This window comes from Mesorhizobium sp. WSM3866 (assembly GCF_002294795.1).
GTDB lineage: Bacteria > Pseudomonadota > Alphaproteobacteria > Rhizobiales > Rhizobiaceae > Mesorhizobium.
Map to the genome: position 1 here is coordinate 149,465 of NZ_NSGC01000012.1, position 16,044 is coordinate 165,508.

The following is a 16,044-nucleotide window of genomic DNA, read 5'->3' on the forward strand; positions in this document are numbered from 1 at the left end:
CAGCCATGACGCAAGCCGGATCGGAGTTGTTTGCGACAGCGCTGGGCGAGCTCGGCGCCGTGTTGGGGCGCATCGATGACGGTCGGGTTGACGCCGCCTGCGCAATGCTCGCCGGCGCTGGCAAGATCGTCGTCTATGGCTGCGGCCGCGAAGCGCTGCAGGTCAAGGGTTTCGCAATGCGGCTCTTCCATCTCGGCCTGCCGGTTTCGGTGGTCGGCGATATGACCACGCCGCCACTCGGCCAGGGCGATGTATTCCTGGCGAGTTCCGGACCGGGCGAGACCGCGACCGTTCTCACCTTGATGCGCGTGGCCAGGGCGGCCGGCACCAAGGTGGTGTTGCTCACGGCCGAACCGGCGGGCGGCGCGGCAAAGCTTTCGGACTTCACGCTGCTCGTTCCGGCCCAGACCATGGCGAGCGACCAAGGCGCCGCCAGAAGCTCGGTGCTGCCGATGGGCTCGCTGTTCGAGGCAGCGCTTTTCCTGTTGTTCGAGGTGATGGTGCTGAAACTCGAGGCGCTCACCGGCGCAACGCCGGAGACGATGCGCGCCCGGCACACCAACATGGAGTAGGGGCATGCGCTACGAACTGATGCTGCCGCACCAGATCCGCAAGGCGATCGAGGAGAACTGGCCGGTCGCGCTGCCGCTCGGCGTGCTCGAATACCATGGCGAGCACATGGCGGTCGGCATGGACACGCTGGCCGTCATCAAGACGCTCGAGCTTATCGAGAAGGAGCGGGACATCGTCATCCTGCCGCCCTTCTATTATGGCGCGGCGAGTTATGCCGTGGCGCCGCCGGAAGGCAGCGGCTCGGTGCAGGTCGGCGGTCCGGTGCTGGCGCCCTTTGCGGAGGAATTGTTCTACGGCCTGCTGCGCATCGGCTTCCGCAACATCCACGCCATCATCCATCACCAGACCGAGAATTTCGTTGCCGGCATGCCGACCGATCTCGCCTTCAAGACCGCCGGCCGGCAGGCAATTTTCCGCTTCCTGGAGAAGGAACGCGGCGAGGGCTGGTGGGGCTCGGACACGATGGTCGATTACTATGCCGGCCATGCCCAGGGCGAGAACGTCTTCAACTGGGTGCAGGTGCACCCGCTGATGCCGGCCACAATGACCGGCAAATATCCGTTCGACCATGCCGGCATCGGCGAGACATCGCTGATGCAGGCGCTATGTCCCGAAGCGGTGGATGCCGGTCATTTCGCGGACAATACCGGCTGGTACACAAAAGGCGCATCGGATGCGTCGGCCGAGCTGGGCCGGAAGGGTGTGGCGATGATCCTCGAGCATTTGCGGGCGATATTGCGGGTCTAGCTCAACTTCTCCCCACAAGAAGGGGGAAGGGCACGGCGCCTACTTCACCGAACCGGCCGTCATGCCCATGATCAGATAGCGTTCGAGCGCGATGCCGATGATCGCCAGCGGCGTGATGGCTGCCGTCGCCAGGGCTGCCATCGACCACCAGTTGATACCTTGCGAGCCGGTCTGGCTCGCCACCATCACGGGGATGGTCTTGGCATCCGTCGACGTCAGAAGGGCGGCGAAGAAATATTCGTTCCAGCAGAGCACCATCGCCAGGATGAAGGCGGCGACCATGCCGGGGAGCGCGATCGGCATGACAATGCGGAAGAAGGCGCCCCAGATCGACAGGCCGTCGACGAGTGCCGCCTCCTCGAGCTCGACGGGAATGGAGTTGAACTGGTCGCGCATGATCCAGATGACGATCGGCAGCACCATCAGCGTGTAGAGGAGCACAAGGCCGATGCGGGTGTCGAGCAGGGCCACTTCGCGGTAAAGCACCAGGAAGGGCAGCGCCAGCACCACGGGCGGCAGGATCAGCTGCGAGAGGAAGAAGAAGGAGATATCCTCGTTCTTGAACCAGGCGAACTTGTAGCGGTAACGCGTCAGGCCATAGGCGGCCAGGCTGCCGATAATGATGGCGAGGCTCGACGCGCCGACAGAGGTAATGACCGAGTTCATGAAGCGTTTCAGGAACTCGTCGCGCACCGTCGAGGTCTGGACGATCGAATCCGGCGACAGGCCGAGTGAGCGCCAGCCCTTCCAGTCTGGCTGGAAGTCGACGAAGGGGATGAGGTGCCCCTGCGTGACATCGACCGCCGACTTGAACGAAGTGGTGATCGTCCAATAGATCGGGAACAGGCAGACGAAGGACCAGAACACCAGGGCGCCATAGATGAAGACGCGGCTGGCGAGGAAGGCCGCCGGGGAGCGAATTTCGGAAACGGTATATTCGGTGGTCTGGACGCTCATATGGACGCTCAGTTGACGTTGCGCACGAAGCGACTGGCGAGCTTCAGCAGCCAGGTGACAAACACGACGATGATGATCAGATAGACCATGGCGAGCATGGTGCCGTAGCCGACATTCGAACGGTCGCGATATTCGCGGTAGATGAAGCTCGAAACGGAATCGGTCGCGCCGCCGGGCCCGCCGGACGTCACCGTAATGATGATGTCGGCGAGCTTCAGCTTGAAGATGATGCGCAGGATCACCGCCGTCACGGACACGGGCAGCATCAGCGGGAAGGTAACCTGCCAGAAGGTCTGCCATGTCGTCGCGCCGTCGACGCGCGCCGCCTCGATCACCTCACGCGACATGGCCTGCAGGCCGGCGAGCAGCATGATCATCATGAACGGAATGAAGGTCCAGGCGTCGAGCACCATGATCGAGATGCGCGCGATGATCGGGTCGGAGAAGAAGGCGGGATTGTCCCAGCCGAGATGGCGCGCCAGCGTCGATGCCGGTCCGAACCGGTATTCCATCAGCGACTTGCCAACCATCCAGGAGACCGCCACCGGCGACAGCATGAGCGGCAGCAGGAAGACCACACGGAAGAATTTTCTGGCGCGGATCTGCGCGTTGAGCAGCAGCGCCAGTCCGAAGGCGATGACATATTCGACCAGCACCGCCAGCACATAGAGGACCATGTTGAAGAGCGCGTTGCGGTAGTAGGGGTCGGCCAGCATCTGCCAGAAATTGTCGAGACCGTTGAACCTGCGGCCAGCGAAGGAGCTGAGGTTCCAGTCGGTCAGCGCGATATAGAAGCCGAACAGCGTCGGGAAGATCACCATGGCGACGGTGAAGAGCAGCGCCGGCAGCAGGAACAGCGCGCGCTGGCCGTCCTCGCCGCGCGTCAGCACTTGCCAGGCGCCGAGCGCCACGCCCCACAGCACATAGGCGTAGACCACCGGACGCCAGGTATAGAAGCCGATCGTGTCGACCTCAGTCTTGTAAAGGATCTGCATGACGATCGTCGCCAGCAGCACGAGCGTCGCGGCGATCATCAGGGCCCAGCCGAGGCGCTTGCGGCCGGGAGGGATCAGATCGGCCGCTGCGGAGTTAGCCGGCCATGCATTGGCGGTTGAAGTCTGCTCAGCCACGCCTCTCGCCTCTACCTTGCTTTGATGCAATTCCGGAGGAAAACCGCTTCACGCTTTTCCTGGAATTGCTGGAAGTCCAAATGACCGGCCATTGCCGGTCAACATGCGGCCCGGCGACGAGGTCGCCGGGCCGCGACTTCTCACGGGACAGCCTACATGCCGAGCGAGGCTTTGTAGAGCTTGATTTGGTTCTCGCGGCCGATCTGGTCGGTCAGCTTCTCCCAGGCGGCGGCGATGGCATCCGCACCTTCCTGCGCCTTCATCTTGCCGGCGAAGGTGTTGGCCAGGATGTCCTCGGCGGCGCTGTAGTACTGGAAGATGCCGGGGATGCGCGGCTCGATCGCGGCGTTCGGATGGTTGTAGGAGTCGCCCTCCGACTTCAGATAGGAGGTGATGAAGGCCTCGTCATAGCCGGCCGCCACCCATTCCGGAATGTTGAAATGGGAGTTGCGGTAGGGCTGGAAGCCGGAAGGATAGGCCGCGCACCACAGCGACAGATCCTTGCCGCCGAGATGGGCCGCCGCCGACCACGCCGCCTTCTTCTTCTTCTCGTCGCTGTCGACGCGGGCCATGACATAGACGCCCCAGCCGAGATAGGCGCAGTTCGGCGCATAGTTCGGGCCGCTGGCCAGCTTGTCCCACTTGCCGGTCTTCGAATTGTAGACGTCGTCCGAGCCCGGCAGGATCGAGAAGCCGGTGACGTCGCCGATGACCGAGGAGTCGTTGGTCTTGACGTTGGAGCCGATATCGCCCCACCACGGGATCATCGAGCCAGTGCCGGCCAGGAACTGCTGGAAGCCGGTGGTGTTCGGATCGGCGTTGATCTGATCCGGCGGCTCCGAGGGCAGGGCGTCGATGACGTCCTGGATGGCCCGCACCCAAGCCGGGTTGTTGATGCGCGGCTTCATCGTATCCGGATCGAACAGCCAGGCCTTGTCGTCGGGGTGCTTGGCATAGGCAGAGGCGCGGCTGCCGAGGAAGTAGAAACCGAAGCCGCCCCAGGGCTTGGGCGCGTCGAGATAGCCATAGACGTCCTGGCCCTTGAACTGCTTGCCCTTGAGGAACTTGGTGACGGCCTGCACTTCCTGCCAAGTCTTGGGCACGCCCCATTCGGTCGTCGCGCCGCTCTCCTTCCAGGCCTTGGCGAGGTCGGGATCGGAGAATACGTCGGTGCGGTAGTTGAAGTTGTGCGTATCGCCGTCGATGGTCACGCGATACTGCTTGCCGTCCCAGGTGCCAACCGGCGGCTTGAGGTAGTTGACGAGATCGTCCATGTCGATCTGCTTCTTGACCCAGTCGGGCATCTCCGAGGTGAGGCCCTTGCCGCAGACGTCGCCCTCGAAGGGCGCACCCATCTCGATGATGTCGAAGTCGACGGTTTTGGTCGCGATCGACTGTTGCAGACGGGCGTTGTAGTCGGCCTGGGCGAGGTCGATCCAGCTGATCTTGGCGCCGGTATAGGCCTCCCACGGCTTCAGGAAGCCGCGGAACAGCACGTTGTGCAGGTTCTGGTTGTTGAGGCCCATGAAGGTGAGCTCGACACCGGCGAACTCGCCTTGCTTGACGTTGGCCTTGGTCGCTTCCAGGCAGAGCTCACCGACTTTCTGGAAGTCGGCGTCCGTCGGCTGGCCTTTGCCGACGCCGGGTATCTGCAGGATTTTCGCGCGCAGGTCGTCGGCGGCAGCCGCCGGCCTGGTCAGCGCGCCAAGCCCCGTGCCGGACGCCGCTGCGAGCGCCGCCATGCTGGCCGCGCCCTTCAGCAAATCGCGGCGGGTCGCCCCGGCACGCACCAGTTTTTCGTAAAGATCGACTCTCATCTCAAGGTTCCTCCCAGAACTTCAGTCGTGAATTGATTCTGCCAATCTCTCGACGTCGAAACGTCTGCGGTTCTCCTATACCATAGGGCAGCGTGGGGGCCCCACCCTGCGTCGCCTGGAGATCCGATTTTCGGGACAAGGACCGGCATTCGGATTGGCACTCGTCACTATTCGCGTAATCGATTACCTTGTCAACAAGATTGGCTTTTTATCTATAAGATACCGACTTGCCCTTGCCGTTGGCAATGGCTAGCTTCACCGAAAAAGATAGGGGAGACAATGGCTCAAGTCGCGATCGCCAATGTGGCCAAGGCTTTCGGAACCGTCAAGGTTCTACATGAGGTCAGCGTCGATATCGCCGACGGTCAATTCGTCGTCCTGGTCGGCCCTTCGGGCTGCGGCAAGTCCACGCTGCTGCGGATGGTGGCGGGGCTGGAAACGATTTCCGGCGGAACGATTTCGATCGGCGACCGCATCGTCAACAACCTGCCGCCGGCCAAGCGCGACATCGCCATGGTGTTCCAGAACTACGCGCTCTATCCGCACAAGACGGTGGAGCAGAACATGGCTTTCGCGCTGAAGCTGCGCGGCACCGATCCGGCCATCGTCGCCGAGCGGGTGAAGCGTGCGGCCGACATCCTCGACCTCAATCCCTATCTCAAGCGCTATCCGCGCCAGCTTTCCGGCGGCCAGCGCCAGCGCGTCGCCATGGGCCGCGCGATCGTGCGCAACCCGCAGGTGTTTCTGTTCGACGAGCCGCTCTCAAACCTCGATGCCAAGCTGCGCGTGCAGATGCGCACCGAGATCAAGGAACTGCATCAGCGGCTGAAGACCACCACCATCTACGTCACACACGACCAGATCGAGGCCATGACCATGGCCGACAAGATCGTGGTGATGCGCGACGGCCGCATCGAGCAGATCGGCGCGCCGCTGCAACTGTTCGACCGGCCGGCCAACCTGTTCGTCGCGGGCTTCATCGGCTCGCCGGCGATGAACCTGCTCAAGGGCACGGTGAAGAAGGGTGAAAGGTCCGAGGTCGACATAGCAGGCTCGGCCTTTCCGATGCCTGCCAGCATCGCCGCGGCGGACGGCCAGGCCGTCGTCTATGGCGTCCGTCCCGAGCATCTGGAGATCCATCCCGACGGTGTGGCGTCCACGATTTCGGTGGTCGAGCCGACCGGCTCGGAAACGCTGGTGTTCGTGCGCTTCGGCGAGGGCGAGATGGTGGCGCTGTTCCGCGAGCGTCACGACTTCAAGCCTGGCGATACGCTGAAGCTCAGGCCGCGGCTCGACCATGTCCATCTCTTCGACGCAGGGACCGGCAAGCGTCTCTGACCGCAAACACACATCGAGGAAACCATGCTCAAAGGGATCAATCCGCTGCTCAACGCCGACGTGCTCCAGGCACTGCGGGCGATGGGGCACGGCGACGACCTGATCATCGCCGACACCAATTTCCCATCCGACTCCGTCGCCAAGCAGACGGTGCTCGGCAAGCTCCTGCGCATCGATGCGCCGGCGGCCGAAGTGGTGAAGGCGGTGCTGTCGCTCTATCCGCTGGACAGCTTCGTCAACGACGCGGCCGCGCGCATGGAGATCGTCGGCAAGCCGAACGAGATCCCGCCGGTGCAGAAGGAGGTGCAGCAGGAAATCGACGCGGCCGAGGGCAAACCCTGGCCGATGATCTCGATCGAGCGCTACGCCTTCTACGAGCGGGCGAAGAAGGCGTATTGCGTCATCCAGACCGGTGAGCGCCGCTTCTATGGCTGCTTTGCCTTCCGCAAGGGCGTCATTCCGCCGGATGCGGAGTAAGGAGATGTCCGCCAGCAAGCCAGTCGTCATCCTGGGTGTCTTCGTCGCCGACACCGCCTATCGCGCCGACCGCCAGCCGCGCATGGGCGAGACGATCCTCGGCAATTCGTTCAAGCTCGGACCCGGCGGCAAGGGCTCGAACCAGGCGGTCGCAGCCGGCAAACTCGGCGCCGACATCACCTTCCTGACCCGGCTCGGCATCGATGCCTTCGCCGACATGGCCAAGCAGACGTGGAAGGATGCGGGCGTCAAGAGCGCGGTCATCGACACGCCGGACAGCTACACCGGGGCGGCTTATATCTTTGTCGAGGAGGGCAGCGGCAACAACGCCATCATCGTCAGCCCGGGTGCTGCGATGCTGATCTCGTCCGCTGACATCGAGGCGCATGCTGACCTGATCCGCTCGGCGGGCGTCTTTGTCACCCAGCTCGAGCAGCCGATTGACGCGGCGCTGAAAGCTTTGCAAATCGCGCGCGGGGCAGGGGTGACTACCATTCTTAACCCGGCGCCGGCCGCCACCCTGCCGGACAGCATCTACGCGCTTTGCGACTACGTCACACCCAACGAGTCCGAGGCCGAGGGGCTGACCGGCATCGCCGTCTCTTCGGTCGACGATGCCCGCCGCGCTGCCGACAGCCTGCTGGCAAAGGGCGTCGGCGCCGTTATCGTGACGCTTGGCGAGAAGGGCGCGCTGCTGCACACCAGGGAGCGATCCGATCACGTCGGCGCCGTCACTGCCGGCCCTGTAATCGAAACCACGGGGGCGGGCGACGCCTTCAATGGCGGACTGGCGGCAGCGCTTGCCAAGGGCGTCGAGCCGCTGGAGGCGGTGCGCTTCGCCTGTGCCGTCGCAGGCATTTCGGTGACCCGGCCGGGTACCGCGCCTTCGATGCCGACGCTCCAGGAAGTCGAGGCGCTGCTGGCGCGCGGTTGAAGCCGCCAAATCTCGCGTGGCGTTTCAGCGGCGCTAGCCGGCCCTCGGCTTGGCCACAACTCACAGAAGTTGGTCTCTCACGGCCCCCAGGGTTGCATATTAGCCACGGTTAATATTAATCGGCGCCAACGCCTTGCATCAACGGCATAGGTGTCCCGTAATGGGCCACTGTGTCTGGCATCGCAATTGCACTGTCAGCAATGCCGGGGTGGACCGTGCCTCGGTAGCCGGGGGGCTATTTTGGGGGGCCCGCCGCTCCGCGATGGAGCGGCGGCGCTTTAAGGGTCGAGGATAATGGCGATGTATTTTCCGCAATTTCTGGTGGGCATGTTCGCGACGTCGTTCACCGTCGCAATCTGGGTCGGGTTGCAAACCGGCTCCGCCTGGAAGGCGCTCGGCTGCGCTATGCTTGCAATGATCATTCTCCAGATTGGATATGCCGGACTGGTCATGCGGCTCATCTACAAGCGGGGATCGCAAGGCACTGGAGCTGACTTTATATCGGCAAATGCGGCGCCACCGGTGCAGCGAGCGCGTCCACACTAGAGGGCTCACCCTCCCGAGCGAGTGCAGACCGTAAACCCTTGGCGACGACCAAACCGTCCCGCCCTTCTCGTGGAACTGCGCGACCGGGCAGCAGTTCGAGCCGACAAGGCTTTCAAGACCTGGGTTTTCGGAAACGTAAAGCCGTTGCGATTACGTGCCATGGCTTGATGACCGGGGCCGGCCAAGGCTGGCTCAACCCGCCAAACGCGCCTGCGGAACGCAAGCAGTGCCAGCGCGTTCACCGTCTTGACCAGCACAGGCAGCCTGGTTTCCCGGAACGGTGAGATGAAAAACCCCTATAAAAAGCCCACGCTTGTAAAGCGCGAGAAGCTCACCGCCCGAACCGCGCAGATTGTCGCCTCCGGTGTGATATTGGGCGAGTGAACAGGGGCGCCGAAGCGCAGCTGAAGAATTTTGCTGCTCAGAGCAGGCTGGCCGGTCGGTGACTGCTCTAGAGGGCCGGGCCCGGCCGAATGGCGCTTCCGTCAGAAAAGCGCGACAGGCGAAAGCGGGTGAGATCGTGCCCGATCTGGTTTCCCTGGATCATGTCGGCGACGACCCGGCCGATTCCCGGTCCGATACCGAAGCCGTGGCCGCTCATGCCCGTCGCGACAACGAGGCCAACGATCGCCTGCACTTTGTCCACAATGGGAACGACGTCCGGCATCGCGTCGATCATGCCAGCCCAGCTTGCCTTTAGGCGCACCGCGTCGAGCTGTGGGAACAGGCGCCTGAAATTGCGCTCGATGGAACGCAGACCAGAACGTTCGGGAGCCGGATTTAGCACCCGCATTCTTTCGAAAGGACTTTGCGAATCCGGCGCCCAGTGACGCGGCGTCGACCAGCCATCCGGGTAGCCCGCCGGCGCGGCCGGCGAATAGCGTGAGCCGAAAGGATTGGCCATAAGCGCGGGAAGGTATTTCTTCGCATGCCGGAATGCGTCCGGGCCAAGGTGAAGCAAATGACTGCCTCCGGCAGCGAGCGTGTATCCGCCATCCTGTCGGCGTCTGAAAGCGATATGCTCTCCTGCCGCGGCTCCTGCATAGACTTCAGGCGTCGCCTCGGTTGCCGCGACGGTCGACCTTACACTGAGCTGGGGAATGGAAACGCCATGTCTTCTCAGGAACAGGGAAGACCACGCACCGCCGGCGAGCAGAACGCTCGACGTCTCGATGTGACCCGCCTCTGTCCACACTCCCCTGATCCTCCCGGCCGAGATTTCCAGGGCTCGCGCCGCGCAATTCTCCACAAGCTTGATCCCCTTGCGGGCGGCAAGCCGGGCGAGTGCCGGCACGGCCAGCCAAGGCTCCGCTCGCATGTCGGAAGGCGTTGTCATCGCGCCCTTGAAACTGCGCGACATGCCTTTAATGAGACCGGTGGTTTCGCGTGCGTTCAGCAGGCGCGTGTCGATTTCATGGACGGCAGCGATCGTCATGAATTTTTCGAAGCGGGCCATTTCGCGGTCGGAGCTTGCCAGGTAAGTCACGCCGGTCTGCTTCAAGCCGATGTCTTCGCCGCATTCCTCGGCCAGCTGCCGCCAATGACGCGACGCCTCGATCACGATCGGCAGTTCGTCCGCATCGCGTCCCTGTTTGCGGATCCATCCCCAATTGCGGGAGGACTGTTCGGCAGCGATGCGTCCCTTTTCCAACAGCGTCACCGAGATGTTGCGCCGCGCAAGAAAAAGCGCTGTCGCAACGCCGATAACGCCGCCGCCGATAATGACCACGTCAGCGCTTTTTGGGGGCGGGCCGGGAAATTGAATCGGATCTGCTTCGGAGAACGGGAAAGTAGGCAAGGGGAGAATCCTGAAAAGGCTGCGTCAGCTATGGCCCACCGGCAGCCAACCTTTCTTGAGGCAGTTCAGGGGGAAGGTGGAGCACAGGCGCCTGACGAGCGGCTCCCGTAGTCGCCCATTCAGACGCGGTGGATCGCGAATGTTGGCCGTAGCGAATACAAAAAGTTGAAACTCTCCGGAAAGTGAAAGTTCAAGCTTTTGAAGAGCAGGGCCTAAACCCTTGAAAGACTGGCGCGAGTGACGGGGCTCGAACCCGCGACCTCCGGCGTGACAGGCCGGCACTCTAACCGACTGAGCTACACCCGCGCACTGACGAGCACGTGTCAGGCGTGTTCGTCGTTGGGGCGCTGGATAAGGGGTTCGTTTGCGGGTGTCAAGCGCGGCATGTGAGCATAACAGCAATCAGCAGAAGGTTTTTTGACAAGTGCGCCGGCATTGGCGAAATCCCGTCCGATAGCGGGTGCGCCGGCTGTTCATTGGGCCTTGCGAATAGAGCTCTAACTGCTTAAAGGTCCGGCCCGGAGCGGGCGATTAGCTCAGTTGGTAGAGCGCTTCGTTTACACCGAAGATGTCGGCGGTTCGAGCCCGTCATCGCCCACCAGTTTCCCGGCACAATCAAGACTCACGGCGGCGTCAGGCGGAAATCCTGGCCTTCGGGCAGGAGCTGGCCGCCATCGACGACGATCGTCGTGCCGGTGATGTAGCTGGCGTCGTCGGAGGCCAGGAACAGGAAGGCGTTGGCGACGTCGCGCGGCGTGCCGAGACGTCCGAGCGGCACGGCGTCCTCCATGCTCTTGATGAAGGCGGCATCGCGGTGAAGCTTCATGCCTTCGGTCAGGATGTTGCCAGGCTCGACGCCGTTGACGGTGATGCCATAGCCGGAAAACTCCAGCGCCGCCGAGCGGATGAAGCCGTTGATGCCGGCCTTGCTTGCCGAATAATGGCCGTGGCCGGGGCTGCTCACCTGCGGGCCGGTAATGGAAGAGGTGAAGAGCATGCGACCGCTGCCCTGAGCCTTCATCGGTGGAAGCGCTGCCCGGGCGGCGTTGAAGCTGCCGCGCAGATTGACCGCCATGACCCGGTCCCAGTCCTCCGGGCTGGTGTTCTCGATCAATTGCCAGGGATAGATGCCGGCGTTCTGGACGATGATGTCGAGGCGGCCGTGACGCTGCAGCGCAAATGCCACCACCGCTTCGGCGTCGGCCATCTTCGAAATGTCGGTGCGGATGAAGGCGGCACCCAGTTCGTCGGCGCTCGCTCTGCCGGCTTCGGCTTCACTGTCGGCCAGCACAAGGCTGGCGCCTTCCTCGGTGAAGCGCTGGGCTATGCCCTTGCCGATGCCACGCGCGGCCCCGACGATCACCGCCACCTTGCCTTCGATGCGTCCGGTCATGCGAGCCGTCCTGTCATGCGAGCCTTTGGCGAAGGGTTTGCTTGAAGGCGTCGAGAAGCACGGCCGCCAGCACCAGCAAGCCGTGGATGACCTGGGTGAAGTTGGCCGGCAGGGCCATGAGGTTGATGGCGGTGTTGATGGCCGACAGGAGCAGCACGCCGGCATAGACGCCGGGCAGGGTGCCGACGCCGCCTTTCAGGCTGACGCCGCCAATGACCACGGCGGCGAAGGCGTTGAAGAGCAGGCCGACGCCGAGATTGGCGGTGGCGCCGGAGGTGCGGATGGCGAGCAGCCAGCCGGCGAGGCCGCCGATGGCGCCGGCAAGGACGAAGGCGATGATCAGGTTGCGGTTGACGCGGATGCCGGCACGGAAGGTCGCGGTCTCGTTGCCACCGATCATCACCAGATGCCGGCCGAACGGCGTCTTGGCGAGAATCAGCGAGAAGACGACGAAGCAGCCGACAGCGATCCAGGCGGTGAGCGGCAGGCCGGCGAGCCGCTGGATACCGAACCAGCGGATGGCCGGCGCCAGATCCTGCGCCGAGCGTCCGCCGGAAACGACAAGCACGAGGCCGCGCACCCAGATATAGGAGGCAAGCGTGATGATGAAGGCGCTCATCCGCAGTCTGACGATGAGGAAACCGTTGATGACGCCGATAAGGGCTCCCACCGCCAGGGCTACGGCGAGCGAGACCGGCACCATCAGCCAGTCCGGATGCAACTGCAGGCCGAGGCCGATGCCTGACGAGCAGAACATGATGCCGACCGCCATGGCGCTGAGCGCCGCGACCGATTCAACCGACAGGTCCATGTGACCGGCAATGATGACCAGCGCCAGGCCGATCGACATGACGCCCAGCACGCTCGATGCCTCGACGATGTTGGCGAAGATGCCGAGCTGGAAGAAGTTCGGAATGAGGGTCGAGAACACGGCCAGCACGAAGACCAGCATGAACCAGACGAGATTGTCGAGCACAAGCTCGAGACTGTGGCGGGTGCGTGGGCTCATCGGCCGATCCGGTTAGCGTCGAATTTGAATATGCGGCTGCCGCGGGGCGGGCCCGCGAGGCTCCGGGCCGGGAGGCCCGGAGCTCGATGCAAAAGGCCTACTCGACGGGCTTAACGGTATCCGTCGGCGGCTTCAGGTTGCCCCAGAAAGCGGGGTTGTCGACATTCTCCTTGGTTATCGCCGCGCCTGGGATCTTGATGTTCGGGCCCCAGGCTTCCTTGGTCACCACCGACTTCAGGCCGAGCACGTCATATTCGCCGGGCTTGATCTCCTGCTTGTTGACGACCTTGTCCATGAACATGGCGACGGCCGCGGCCTGGGCGTAGAGCGGCTGTTCGACTTCGACGTTGAGCCAACCCTTGCGGATCAGGTCGAGGCCGACCGGCGCGCCGTTCGAGCTCATCATCATCACGTCGCCCGGCTTCTTACCGGCAGCCTCCAGCGAGGCAACGCCCGCGACCGAAAGATGCGCGGCGTGGCTGAAGATCAGGTCGATGTCGGGATTGGCCAAGATCTGGTCGGCGACGATGGTGCCGGCGTTGCTCGCCTCCCACTGCATGGCGGGCAGCGAGATGATCTTGACGTCCGGAAACGCCTTCATCTTCTCCTCGAAACCCTTCTGGATGTCGAGCGTGTAGGGATCGCCGGGATCGCCGAGCACCTGCAGGATCTTGCCCTTGACCGAGCCATGCTTGGCCTTCAGCAGCGCTTCGGCCTGCTCCGCCGCAATGTGGCCGATCTCGACCGTGCCGGCGACCGATGTGAAGTCGGATGGCGTGGCGGTGATCTGGCGGTCGAACTCGACCACAGGGATGCCGGCCGCGCGGGCGGCTTCAACGGATGGCTTCAACGCATTGAAATCGACCGCGGCGAGGATGATCGCCTTCGGCTTCAGCGCGATGACGTCGTTCATCTGCGATTGCTGAGCGTCGGTCTTGTTGTCGGCGTTCAGTGTCTTCATCTCGTAGCCGACCTGTTTCAGGAACAGTTCCAGCGCGCTCACCGAGCCGGTCTGGAATTCGTCGAGCAAGGTCGGCACCAGGTAGTAGACGGTACCCTTGGACTGGGCGAATGCCGGCGTGAGCGTGGCAATGGCCAGGGCCAGGATACCGAAGACAGAAAGTAGCATTCGCTTCATGTCGTTCGCTCCTCTTTTCGCCGGACCCCTCATTTGTCCCTCAGCCCGCCGGTCCGGCACCGGCGAGCGTTTCCCCGGTGATCATGTTGATCACCGCATCGGGACTTGTCTTGTTGCGGGCAACGTCGCCCGCCACGACGCCTTGGCGGATCACGACGATCCGGTCGGCGACCTGGAAGGCCTGCTGCATGATGTGAGTGATGATGACGACGCCAATGCCTTGGCTGGCCACCTGGCGGATCATGTCGAGTCCGCGGCGCGTCTGCTCGACGCCGAGCGCGGCGAACGGCTCGTCGAGCAGCACCAGCTTGCCGCCCCAATGAACGAAACGGTTGAGCTCGATCGCCTGCCGCTGGCCGCCCGAGAGGTGGTCGACCTTGGTGCGCAGCGAGGGAATGCGGGTGCCGGCATTGGCCAGCGCCTTCGCCACTACTGACTCCATCGCGCGCTCGTCGAGCACCGGAACGCCCAGCACCTTGCGGGTGATCTCGCGGCCCATGAAGAAGTTGGCCACCACGTCGACATTGGTGCAGAGCGAGAGGTCCTGGTAGACGGTCTCGATGCCGGCCGCCTTGGCCTCGGCGGGGGTTTTGGCGAGGAACTCCTTGCCTTCGAACAGCATGCGGCCCGAGGTCGGCTCGAGTCCGCCGGCGATGATCTTGACCAGCGTCGACTTGCCGGCGCCGTTGTCGCCGAGCAGCGCCACCACCTCGCCGCGCGCGATCGAGAAGCTGATGCCCCTCAGCGCCCGGATGGCGCCGTAATTCTTGGTGACGTTGTCGAGGACCAGCAGGGGTTCGCTCATGCCGCGATGTCTCCGCCGTTCAGAAGGTCGCCTTCGCGCTGCCGCTTGGCGGTGAAGATCTGGCCGAAGCGTGGCGAAAGCACGCCGGAAACGGCAAGTGCCGCGGCGCCGCGCAACACGGCATGCTGCCCGCCCTGCGCCACGAGGATGCGCGGCGCGGCGCGATCCTTGCGAGCCGAAACCGAATTGTGCAGGGGCTCCGCCAATGCAGCCAGGCGTTCGAGCAACTGAGGCGAGGCGAGGCCCCCAAGCACGATCGTCTCGGGATCGAAAAGATTTTCAATCACGGCGATGGCATTGCGGAAGATCGGAGCGACTTCGGCCACCCATCCGGCGTCGTTGCCGTTCCAGCGGCCGCGCGCCTCGAGCGACAGATAGCGTTCGAGGCAGCCCCGGTTGCCGCAGGGGCAAAGCTCGCCTTCCGGAACGACGGGGATGTGTCCGATCTCGCCGGCATTGCCCCAGGCCCCGCGCAGCACGCCGCCGTCATGCACCATGGCGCCGCCAAGCCCGACGCTGAAGTAGAGATAGTAGTAGTCGGAACGCTGGAGGCCGAGGCCGTAGAGGCGTTCCCCCATGGCCGCCGCCGCCATATCGGTCTCGAAGAAGGCGGGCAGGCCGGTCGCGGCGGCAAGGCGCTCGCGCAACGGCACGCCTTTCCAGCCGGCCATTGTGGTCGGTCCGACGAAGCTCATGGACTCGACGCCGAACGGGCCGGGAAGCGCCATGCCGACGCCGATGACCCGTCCTCCGGCCCGGCGCCCGGTCAGATCGACAACCATGGCGCCGATCGTCTCGAAGGCGAGATCGGGCGTCGGGCTCGGCGCTTCGCGATGGACGCTCTCGATCACGTCGCCGCTCAGGTTGATGAGTGCGGCGTCTATCCCCAGCGGGGTGAGGTGGATGCCGACGGCATAGCCGCCTTCCGGGTTGATGCGCAGCGTGGCCGGCGGCTGGCCGCGGCCCTTCGGTTCCTCGCGGACCGACAGTATATAACCCTGTTCCTCCAACTCGCGCACGATAGTCGAGACCGTCTGAACGGTGAGCCCGACGTGCTGCGCGATGTCGCCGCGGGCGATCGGACCGAAGCGGCGGATGGATTCGAGCACGATGCGCCGGTTGTATGGCCGCCCGAACTCCTGATTGGTTCCCCGCAACGCCATGGCTTGCGCTCCTGACGGACACAAGGTTCGCAGAGAAGATTTATTCAGTCAAATGGAATTCAAAAATAATTTGCCCGGCTCTCGAGGAGAGCAAGTTTCCCTGCGGCCCCGGCGCTTGCGACCCGGGCAATGTGCGGAAAGCTAGGCTGAATCGACATTCAGCGCATCCATAACATAGCTGCGGCGAGATGGATGAAGGCGAGGAAGTGGCCGGCGCGA

The 16,044-nt window shown here is 63.6% G+C and carries 15 protein-coding genes and 2 tRNA genes; 7 read left to right on the forward strand and 10 right to left on the reverse strand.

The genetic code is table 11. The features are described 5' to 3' along the window. Positions 1-5 precede the first annotated feature (5 nt). Positions 6-572, forward strand: coding sequence for an SIS domain-containing protein (locus CK222_RS24930; RefSeq protein WP_095802241.1), 567 nt, complete (start codon positions 6-8; stop codon positions 570-572). Positions 573-576: 4 nt separating this feature from the next. Next, positions 577-1,320: a creatininase family protein gene (locus CK222_RS24935; RefSeq protein WP_067328230.1), complete on the forward strand. Its 744-nt coding sequence runs from the start codon at positions 577-579 to the stop codon at positions 1,318-1,320. A gap of 39 nt (positions 1,321-1,359) precedes the next feature. Here CK222_RS24935 and CK222_RS24940 read toward each other — a convergent pair whose 3' ends face one another. The 3 genes from CK222_RS24940 to CK222_RS24950 form a co-directional block, all read right to left on the reverse strand. Next, on the reverse strand, positions 1,360-2,277 hold the full coding sequence (locus CK222_RS24940) for a carbohydrate ABC transporter permease (protein WP_067328232.1): 918 nt from the start codon (positions 2,275-2,277) through the stop codon (positions 1,360-1,362). An 8-nt stretch (positions 2,278-2,285) separates the two neighbouring features. Continuing rightward, complete coding sequence (locus CK222_RS24945) at positions 2,286-3,407, reverse strand: sugar ABC transporter permease (RefSeq protein WP_095802242.1); 1,122 nt, start codon at positions 3,405-3,407, stop codon at positions 2,286-2,288. 152 nt (positions 3,408-3,559) lie between these two features. Beyond that, the gene (locus CK222_RS24950; RefSeq protein WP_067328234.1) at positions 3,560-5,224 is read right to left on the reverse strand and encodes a sugar ABC transporter substrate-binding protein; all 1,665 of its coding nucleotides are present in this window, start codon (positions 5,222-5,224) and stop codon (positions 3,560-3,562) included. Between the two features lie 279 nt (positions 5,225-5,503). Here CK222_RS24950 and ugpC point away from each other — a divergent pair, with 279 nt between their 5' ends. The 4 genes from ugpC to CK222_RS24970 all read left to right on the forward strand — a co-directional run bounded on the left by ugpC (position 5,504) and on the right by CK222_RS24970 (position 8,519). Further along, entirely contained in the window at positions 5,504-6,562 is a 1,059-nt protein-coding gene (ugpC, locus tag CK222_RS24955; protein WP_095802243.1) for a sn-glycerol-3-phosphate ABC transporter ATP-binding protein UgpC, read from the forward strand. Between the two features lie 24 nt (positions 6,563-6,586). After that, positions 6,587-7,039, forward strand: coding sequence for an RbsD/FucU family protein (locus CK222_RS24960; RefSeq protein WP_066998829.1), 453 nt, complete (start codon positions 6,587-6,589; stop codon positions 7,037-7,039). A gap of 4 nt (positions 7,040-7,043) precedes the next feature. Further along, a complete protein-coding gene (gene rbsK, locus CK222_RS24965) occupies positions 7,044-7,973 on the forward strand; it encodes a ribokinase (RefSeq protein ID WP_067328238.1) in 930 nt (309 codons plus the stop codon). 300 nt (positions 7,974-8,273) lie between these two features. Beyond that, positions 8,274-8,519, forward strand: a complete 246-nt coding sequence (locus CK222_RS24970) for a hypothetical protein (protein ID WP_067328240.1) — start codon at positions 8,274-8,276, stop codon at positions 8,517-8,519. 451 nt (positions 8,520-8,970) lie between these two features. Here CK222_RS24970 and CK222_RS24975 read toward each other — a convergent pair whose 3' ends face one another. Together CK222_RS24975 and CK222_RS24980 are read right to left on the reverse strand one after the other, a co-directional pair. After that, entirely contained in the window at positions 8,971-10,317 is a 1,347-nt protein-coding gene (locus CK222_RS24975) for an FAD-binding oxidoreductase (protein WP_095802244.1), read from the reverse strand. 229 nt (positions 10,318-10,546) lie between these two features. After that, positions 10,547-10,623 (reverse strand) — tRNA-Asp (locus CK222_RS24980). Positions 10,624-10,842: 219 nt separating this feature from the next. On the opposite strand from CK222_RS24980, the gene CK222_RS24985 reads away from it, so the two are divergent. Next, positions 10,843-10,918, forward strand: a tRNA-Val gene (locus tag CK222_RS24985). 21 nt (positions 10,919-10,939) lie between these two features. Here the strand turns inward: CK222_RS24985 and CK222_RS24990 are convergent. The 5 genes from CK222_RS24990 to CK222_RS25010 all read right to left on the reverse strand — a co-directional run bounded on the left by CK222_RS24990 (position 10,940) and on the right by CK222_RS25010 (position 15,825). Next, positions 10,940-11,710 (reverse strand): SDR family oxidoreductase, encoded by a 771-nt coding sequence (locus CK222_RS24990; RefSeq protein ID WP_095802245.1) that lies wholly within the window; start codon positions 11,708-11,710, stop codon positions 10,940-10,942. Between the two features lie 13 nt (positions 11,711-11,723). Then, a complete protein-coding gene (locus CK222_RS24995; protein WP_095802246.1) occupies positions 11,724-12,719 on the reverse strand; it encodes an ABC transporter permease in 996 nt (331 codons plus the stop codon). A 97-nt stretch (positions 12,720-12,816) separates the two neighbouring features. Beyond that, positions 12,817-13,857, reverse strand: a complete 1,041-nt coding sequence (locus CK222_RS25000; RefSeq protein ID WP_066995049.1) for a sugar ABC transporter substrate-binding protein — start codon at positions 13,855-13,857, stop codon at positions 12,817-12,819. 40 nt (positions 13,858-13,897) lie between these two features. Continuing rightward, a complete protein-coding gene (locus CK222_RS25005) occupies positions 13,898-14,662 on the reverse strand; it encodes an ATP-binding cassette domain-containing protein (protein ID WP_095802247.1) in 765 nt (254 codons plus the stop codon). Further along, positions 14,659-15,825 (reverse strand): ROK family transcriptional regulator, encoded by a 1,167-nt coding sequence (locus CK222_RS25010; RefSeq protein WP_095802248.1) that lies wholly within the window; start codon positions 15,823-15,825, stop codon positions 14,659-14,661. Before CK222_RS25010 ends, CK222_RS25005 begins: the two co-directional genes overlap by 4 nt. Between the last annotated feature and the right edge of the window lie 219 nt (positions 15,826-16,044).